Here is a 6954-nt window from a genome sequence, read left to right as displayed (position 1 = left end):
TGCACCGACGTGAGTCAGCACATTTCGAGGACGGCCCGGTCGAATATTAACCAAGCGGGGACTCTGGAGGATTTTAGCGCGCGGTCTAGCTCTGAAAGGGTCACTAGTCTGGCTACTTGCGCTTTGGTATCCATCGCCCTTGCGGCTTTCATGACCATTTCTAGGCGATCGCCAAAGAGGCTGAGGCGGCTGGCGATATCTGCCGGTCGCACTTTTTCGTCTAAATATAGTCGGGTTTTGAGCACCACGCGGCATTGCCAGGCTAGGACGCCTACTAATCTTAAAGGCACTTCTTGAGCGCTTTTTAGCTCCGCCAACATTTTTGCAGCCAGCGCCTTATCTCGCAAAACCACCGCGCGCGCCAACGTAAACGCGTCTCTGAACGCCGTTTGCGCAATCTGCGCTTCCACCAAGGCCGCGCCAACGACCGCGCCGGGCTCGCAGGCGAGCGCTAGTTTTTCCAAAGCACGCTCAAGCATTAACAGATTGCTGCCGATTTCCATCAGCAACAAAGAAGCAGCGTCATCGCCGATTCTTAGGCCGTGATTTAAACCGCGCGATTTAATCAATCCCAGCATTTCGCGATCGCGTGGGTGATCGAATTTATAAAGCCTGCCAGCACCATCCAGGCTTTTTTGAAATTTAACCCGCGTATCCAGCTGCTCGAAAACAAACACCAACACGGTGGTTGGATTCGGATTCTTCGCGTAAGCATCAAAAATCTCGAAATCGTCGGCTTTAATGGTGTCTGCTTCCGTCACAATCACCAAACGCAGAGGCGACATAATCGGCAGCGCTTTGGCGGTGGCGAGCAAAGCCGTCATTGGGTTAGATTTCGCTGACACCGTATCGAAGTTGAACTCGGGCATACCGCCCGCTAACACGCGGTTTTTGATTTCAATCAAAGCTTCATCAACGAAAGCCCGTTCCTCGCCACCAATGCCTAAAATGGCAGGGAGAGACGGCTCTGAGAGATGCTTAATCCAGTCGGCATAGCTTTTTGGCATACTAGACTTCTGACTCCGTGCTCAGCACGCTACCCTTAGGGGGATAGTCCAGCATGTCGTCCAAAGCTTCACGTTGCTCGGGCGAAAATTCAGGCAACGACAGCTCTTTCTTAGTACGCCAGGTATTCACGCGTTGCTCAATCGATTTAACGTGCTCTTGATCCAGCATCATGCCCGGCACGCTTTCTTGAACAGGAAGCGCCAAATGCGTTCCGGCCTCGCGGATTTTTTCCAAAAATCGCAAGTACAAATCTTCTCGAACAGCTAAATATTCGTTATCCGTATTGGTCAGCACATATGCACGAACTTCGATATCCAGTGAGGATGCGCCCAAAGCCACAAGCCTTACGCGAGCAGGAACACTATCAATCTTAGGATGCGCATATAAAATCTTCCGCAGTTCAACGAGCAGGTATCTAATTTGGTCGGGAGAAGTATCTCGCCTAAGTCCCAAAATGCAGTTGATACGAATGCGGTCTCGCTTAGATAGATTTTCAAGCTGCATTTGCGAAAAATCAGCATTGGGGACGGCAATAATGGTGCGTTCCGATGTCCTGATTTTGGTGGTCCTAACCCCGATTTCTTCCACAATCCCTTGCTGACTGCCGAACTTGCATTCATCGCCCACATGAATCGGGCGGTCTAAGATCAACATCACCCCGCCAATCCAATCGCCAATGGTCTTTTGAGCGGCTAAAGCAACGGCGATACCACCAACCCCAAGACCGGCCAATAAAGCGGTAACATGAATACCTAAGTTTTGCAGGAAAGTCAGCGCAGCTAAAATGACCACCGTAGACTTGAGCGTCCTGCGCACCAAAGGGATAATGCCTACAATACTATACTGGTGCGCTTGCCTTAAATACTCGGCCCACCACTCTCCCAGCAAATCGACCACACTGAAAACAAGCCAACTTAAGATAAACGCTGCGAGCACAGTTGCGCTAGGCTTAACCCAAGGTTCCCAGTTTTCTGGAATACCAACGATACGGGCGCCAAATAAGAAGAGACCAAGCACGTACCCTGCCCGCACAGGTGTGAAGGCAGCTCGTAAAATCTTTTTATCAAAGCTAGGAAGACGGCTTAAAATAAGCCTCGAAACGAATTTAACATTCAGTTTCGTTACGTAATAAGACAAAAAAAACGAAATTACCGCGACTAGTAAGAGGAGGCCAGCCAATATCATTTCAACTCCACTGTGGCCCTTAGCTATTCACTATTTATTCGTGCTCTGGGCCTTCAAATATCAAATCATCTTTTACCGCTTCCTTCAACCCGGGTCTGAGCGGCAGAGCGGTAGGGTGGTCCGCCTTATATTTCCATACAATCTGGTCTCTGGGTAAGAAATTGGCATGCTGCGGGTCAACCAAAGTTCTAGAGCCCTCATCCATCACCGTAAACAAGATGAACAAAGACAAAAAGGCCATGGTACCAGCCAAAACAACTGCAAAAAACTTATTATCAAACCACAAATGCATGAAAATGCACAAAACCAAGGTGGCTTTAGTGCAGGCAACCAACAATGCCACCGCGGTCGACATGGTGCCAAAGTCAAACTCGGCTACCCAAACGGTCAAAGCCGTTAAGCAAAGTAAAGCTGCAAAAACGGCCCAATAAACGCCAACATGCAAAACATGGGGATTGGATCCACGAACTCGGTGAATGTGACTCATAAAGGCCTCAACGAATCAGATAAAGCAAAGGGAAAAGGAAAATCCAAATAACGTCAACCAAATGCCAGTAAAGGCCGCCAATTTCTAGGGGCGAGTAATACTGCGGGTTAAACTCATTGTTCCAGGTTCGGTAAAACAGCCACCCTAAAACAATCATCCCAATCACAACGTGGACCCCATGAAGGCCCGTCATGAGAAAATAAATGCCAAAAAAGATGTGTGCCTGGTCCGGATTCGGCAACATCGCATTGGTGAAATAATACCCTGGCAATAAGCCCATGTGAAACTTATGCTTATACTCAAAGTACTTCACCACCAAGAAAGTGGAGGCACAAAGTAATGTCAAAAACAGGTTCCACAGCACCATCTGCTTTTTACCCTGCTGCGCACCATGAATGGCGAGCACCACAGTTAAACTGGAAAATAGCAGCACAACTGTATTAAACCCGCCCAAACGAACATCTAAAAAGTGATGCGCCGCTTTGAACAAATCCGGATGCAAGTAGTGATAGACCGCATAGGCGACAAACAGCCCGCCAAAAAGCAGCACTTCGGTCGCAAGAAACAGCCACATTCCAAGCTTGGCAGCATCAATCTGCTGAGCCGGCCGCTCGAAGTGACTGTGAAGGGGAAACAGTTGGTCATTACCTGTATTCATAAGGTCCCTCTGTGACAACCGGTTGCTCATGGAAGTTATGTTCTATTGGAATCACATCGGTATGCGTCCATTCCAAAGAAGCCGCTTTCCAAGGATTCGCAGGCGCGTTTTGGCCCTTTTTCAAGGACACCAACAAAGTAATCATCGCGGTTACAAACCCAAGCCCCAAAATATAGGAGCCAATGGTCGAAATCTGATGATAAATCTGAAACTGCTCCAGATAGCTATAGTACCGACGCGGCATGCCTTGCGCGCCCATCAGAAACTGCACAAAGAAAGTCACGTTGAAGCCCACCACCACCATTAAAGTAGAGGTAGCGCCCCAAAACTCGCTGTACATTTTGCCGGTCATTTTTGGCCACCAGTAAAAGATACCGCCCATAAACGCCATGAAAGTACCGCCTACCATCACGTAGTGAAAATGTGCGACCACAAAATACGTGTCATGCAAATGCACATCCACGGAAAGCGTTCCTAAAAATACGCCGGTGATACCACCAATGGCAAACAGAAAGAAAAATCCAAGCGCCCACAACATCGGTGTCTTAAACGAAATCGACCCTTGGTTCATGGTAGCCAACCAGTTGAACATCTTGACCCCAGAAGGAATCGCTACCAAGAACGTCAAAGCCGAAAAAATCATGCCCACCAGCTCAGACTGCCCGGAGACAAACATATGATGGCCCCAAACCAAAAAGCTGATGCCTGCAATGGCAATGGATGAATAAGCAATTTGCTTATACCCAAAAATCCGCTTCTGACTAAACACCGCGATCAGCTCAGAAACAACCGCCATTCCCGGCAAAATCATGATGTAAACTGCCGGATGCGAGTAGAACCAGAAGAAATGCTGAAAGAGCACAGGATCCCCGCCCAGAACCGGATCGAAAATACCAATCTTTAACGTCCGCTCAACGATAAGCAAGAGCAGCGTGATCGCAAGCACCGGCGTTGCCATAATCTGAATGACAGCGGTTGAGTAAATCCCCCAAATAAATAGCGGCATTCTAAACCAAGTCATGCCTGGTGCTCTCAGCTTATGCGTGGTCACAATGAAATTCAGCCCGGTGAAAATCGACGAAAATCCCAGAATAAACGCTGCCGTCACCATCAAAACCACGCCACCATCGGTGGTGGTGGAATAAGGCGTGTAGAAAGTCCAACCGGTGTCAATCGCACCCACAAACAACGAAGATAGCGCCACAATGGCACCAAGCACATAGATGTAATAGCTGGCCAAATTGATACGCGGAAAAGCAACGTCTTTGGCGCCAAGCATCAATGGAAGAACAAAGTTCCCCAGCGAGGCCGGAATCCCCGGGATAATCACCAAAAAGACCATAATCGCGCCGTGCAGCGTAAACAGCTGATTATACCGTTTAGCATCCACGATGGTATGAGCAGGCGTTAAAAGCTCCGTGCGCAAAAGCAGCGCGAACAAGCCCCCGAGCAGAAAAAAAGACATAATGGACACTAAGTACATCAAACCGATGCGCTTATGGTCAATGGTCAGCGCCCAAGAGGCGAAACCTTTTTTGGCATTCAGATAATTCGTATGCGAACTCATAAAACCTTCAAACTCCCATTCACTGCTTTACTTAAAAGATTTGATAAACTCGATCAAACCATTAATTTCTACTTCGCTGAGCTGCCCTTGGAACGCAGGCATTACTGGCGGATAACCCTTAATCGGCGTTTTGGTTGGCGTTAGAATATGCTCTTTAATAAAGGTGTCGTCCACTTTCATTTTGCTACCATTAGCCAACTCAGTTGTTGAGCCATAAAGCCCTTTAAAAGTAGGCCCAATTCGAGGAGCGCCGTCCGTGGTATGGCAAGTGACGCAAGCCTTACTCTGATAAAGCTTAGCTCCCAAATCCTTCGGCGCCAGCGAGTTATTCGCGTTCTTTAAATTTTCAACCCAAGCTTTATAGTTGTCTTTCGACATGACTTTCAGCTTGGCCAACATATTGCTGTGGTAGTCTCCACAATACTCGGTGCACAAGATGGGGAACTCGCCTTCTTTGTCAGCTCTAAACCACAAAGTCGAATATCGCCCAGGCAAAACGTCTTGCTTAATTCGAAAGTTCGGCAAGAAGAAGCTGTGAATTACGTCTTGAGACGACATCGTCAGCCTAATATTGGTATCGATCGGAACACCGACGACAGCGCCCTGGCCTGAAACCGAAATACCTTCTTCCGGATACTGAATTGTCCAGTTCCATTTTTGCCCAATTACCCGAAGCTCTTTTGCATTCGCTGGAATCGAATAGACATTCAAAAAGCCTAAAAAGCCCCACACGAAGCATACTGCCAAATAGATCATCGGCAGAAAGGTCCACAAGGTCTCTGCCAAGTGGTTGTGGTCTTTTTGAGTCAGTGCCTTTTGGTTTTCGTTTTTGCGGCGGTATTTGGCCATGAACCAAAACATTGGCACGATCACCAATAGAAAAAGGCCGAGCCCTGTCCACATAAGAAAGAAAAAAAGTGAATCAAACTCGCCAGCATAGGCCGACGCCGGCTCCGGCATCCATGACCACTGCGAAAATACTGGCAATTTCATTGCCAAAAGCTCTTTTAAGTTGTCCATGCTTTTGCTCGCCTTTCTCTTTTCCAAAACATCAACAAGACCGCTGAAATAACCACAATTGTCAAAAATCCAGCAATCCGCATCAAACCAAAAATGTAAAAGCCGTACTTATGGCTGTCGGGTTCATAATGAAAGCAACTGAGAATTACTCGATCGAGCAAAGACCCAATTTTTCCATTCGACGCGTCTATCAGGCTCATTTTAAAATCGCTAGGCTTATATGAGATCCCGTAGATTGTCCTCGTTAAAACGCCCTGAGGAGACACCACGAAAATGCCCGCACTATGAATATACTCGCCTGATTTCTTATCGAACTGATACCCAAACCCTACCGAATCAGCCAGCCGCTTTACTTCTGGCATACTGCCCGTGGCAAACACCCATGGCGTACTATCGGGCTTATCAATCACTTTCAGATAATTCTTGCGCTTGGCATCCGCCAAATCTGGCTTTTCATTCGGGTTAATGCTGACCGACAAGATCGTATAGTCCCTGCCAATCTGCAGAGACTGCTTTTTCATGACGTCGGTCAAACCGTTAAGCACCAAGCTGCACAGCATCGGGCATTGATAATAACCCAGCGTCAAGACAACCGGCTTTCCCTTGCCAAGAATGTCTGCAAAACGCACAGGTTTACCCGTATGATCCAGCAGCTGAACATCCTGAGGGATCTTTGCACCCGGCTTATCAACAATCTCAGTGCCTTGCAAAATCTGCGGCACCAACAGACTCCCCTCGCCGGCCACTAGGCCAAAGCAAGTGATAAAGAAGCTAGCGAGCTTCACGAACCACCTGGTCCATCGCTTGCTCAATGCCTTCAAGCTTCAAAGCGTTCGCCGCCTGTAAATCCTGGAGTTCCTTAGATTTCACGGAGCCGACTTTGACATAATGCTCCCGATCGACTTCGGCTCTAAAATAGATATTCAAAGCCGCCAGTGAAAAGTAAAGCACCACGCCAAAGCCTAAAATATAGGCCCAAATCAGCAGCGTCGCTTTGGAAGAAATATCGTGTTCGCTTAGTTCACTCAT

At 47.9% G+C, this 6954-nt stretch carries 8 protein-coding genes; all 8 read right to left on the bottom strand.

The window, feature by feature from the left end:
* Positions 1 to 14: 14 nt before the first annotated feature.
* Positions 15 to 1007: a DNA polymerase III subunit delta gene (holA, locus tag V4534_01285; GenBank protein MES2503489.1), complete on the bottom strand. Its 993-nt coding sequence runs from the start codon at positions 1005 to 1007 to the stop codon at positions 15 to 17.
* Position 1008: 1 nt separating this feature from the next.
* Positions 1009 to 2145: a mechanosensitive ion channel family protein gene (locus V4534_01280; protein ID MES2503488.1), complete on the bottom strand. Its 1137-nt coding sequence runs from the start codon at positions 2143 to 2145 to the stop codon at positions 1009 to 1011.
* An 82-nt stretch (positions 2146 to 2227) separates the two neighbouring features.
* Positions 2228 to 2680, bottom strand: a complete 453-nt coding sequence (locus tag V4534_01275) for a cytochrome C oxidase subunit IV family protein (GenBank protein ID MES2503487.1) — start codon at positions 2678 to 2680, stop codon at positions 2228 to 2230.
* 7 nt (positions 2681 to 2687) lie between these two features.
* Positions 2688 to 3338: a cytochrome c oxidase subunit 3 family protein gene (locus V4534_01270; protein MES2503486.1), complete on the bottom strand. Its 651-nt coding sequence runs from the start codon at positions 3336 to 3338 to the stop codon at positions 2688 to 2690.
* Positions 3325 to 4905, bottom strand: a complete 1581-nt coding sequence (ctaD, locus tag V4534_01265) for a cytochrome c oxidase subunit I (protein ID MES2503485.1) — start codon at positions 4903 to 4905, stop codon at positions 3325 to 3327. Before ctaD ends, V4534_01270 begins: the two co-directional genes overlap by 14 nt.
* A 27-nt stretch (positions 4906 to 4932) precedes the next feature.
* Entirely contained in the window at positions 4933 to 5925 is a 993-nt protein-coding gene (gene coxB / locus V4534_01260; GenBank protein MES2503484.1) for a cytochrome c oxidase subunit II, read from the bottom strand.
* Positions 5913 to 6710 (bottom strand): SCO family protein, encoded by a 798-nt coding sequence (locus tag V4534_01255; GenBank protein ID MES2503483.1) that lies wholly within the window; start codon positions 6708 to 6710, stop codon positions 5913 to 5915. Before V4534_01255 ends, coxB begins: the two co-directional genes overlap by 13 nt.
* Positions 6697 to 6954, bottom strand: coding sequence for a hypothetical protein (locus V4534_01250; GenBank protein MES2503482.1), 258 nt, complete (start codon positions 6952 to 6954; stop codon positions 6697 to 6699). The genes V4534_01255 and V4534_01250 overlap by 14 nt, the downstream gene beginning before the upstream one ends.

It is taken from the genome of Myxococcota bacterium (assembly GCA_040387835.1).
Lineage (GTDB): Bacteria > Myxococcota > UBA727 > UBA727 > JABDBI01 > JAZKCZ01.
This window is presented reverse-complemented; position numbering and strand designations above follow the sequence as displayed.

Excerpts from the sequence above, each read along its gene's own strand:
- V4534_01270 (MES2503486.1), bottom strand. The coding sequence starts at position 3,338 with ATGAATACAGGTAATGACCAACTGTTTCCCCTTCACAGTCACTTCGAG.
- coxB (MES2503484.1), bottom strand. The coding sequence starts at position 5,925 with ATGGACAACTTAAAAGAGCTTTTGGCAATGAAATTGCCAGTATTTTCG.
- holA (MES2503489.1), bottom strand. The coding sequence starts at position 1,007 with ATGCCAAAAAGCTATGCCGACTGGATTAAGCATCTCTCAGAGCCGTCT.
- V4534_01275 (MES2503487.1), bottom strand. The coding sequence starts at position 2,680 with ATGAGTCACATTCACCGAGTTCGTGGATCCAATCCCCATGTTTTGCAT.
- V4534_01250 (MES2503482.1), bottom strand. The coding sequence starts at position 6,954 with ATGAGTGAACTAAGCGAACACGATATTTCTTCCAAAGCGACGCTGCTG.
- ctaD (MES2503485.1), bottom strand. The coding sequence starts at position 4,905 with ATGAGTTCGCATACGAATTATCTGAATGCCAAAAAAGGTTTCGCCTCT.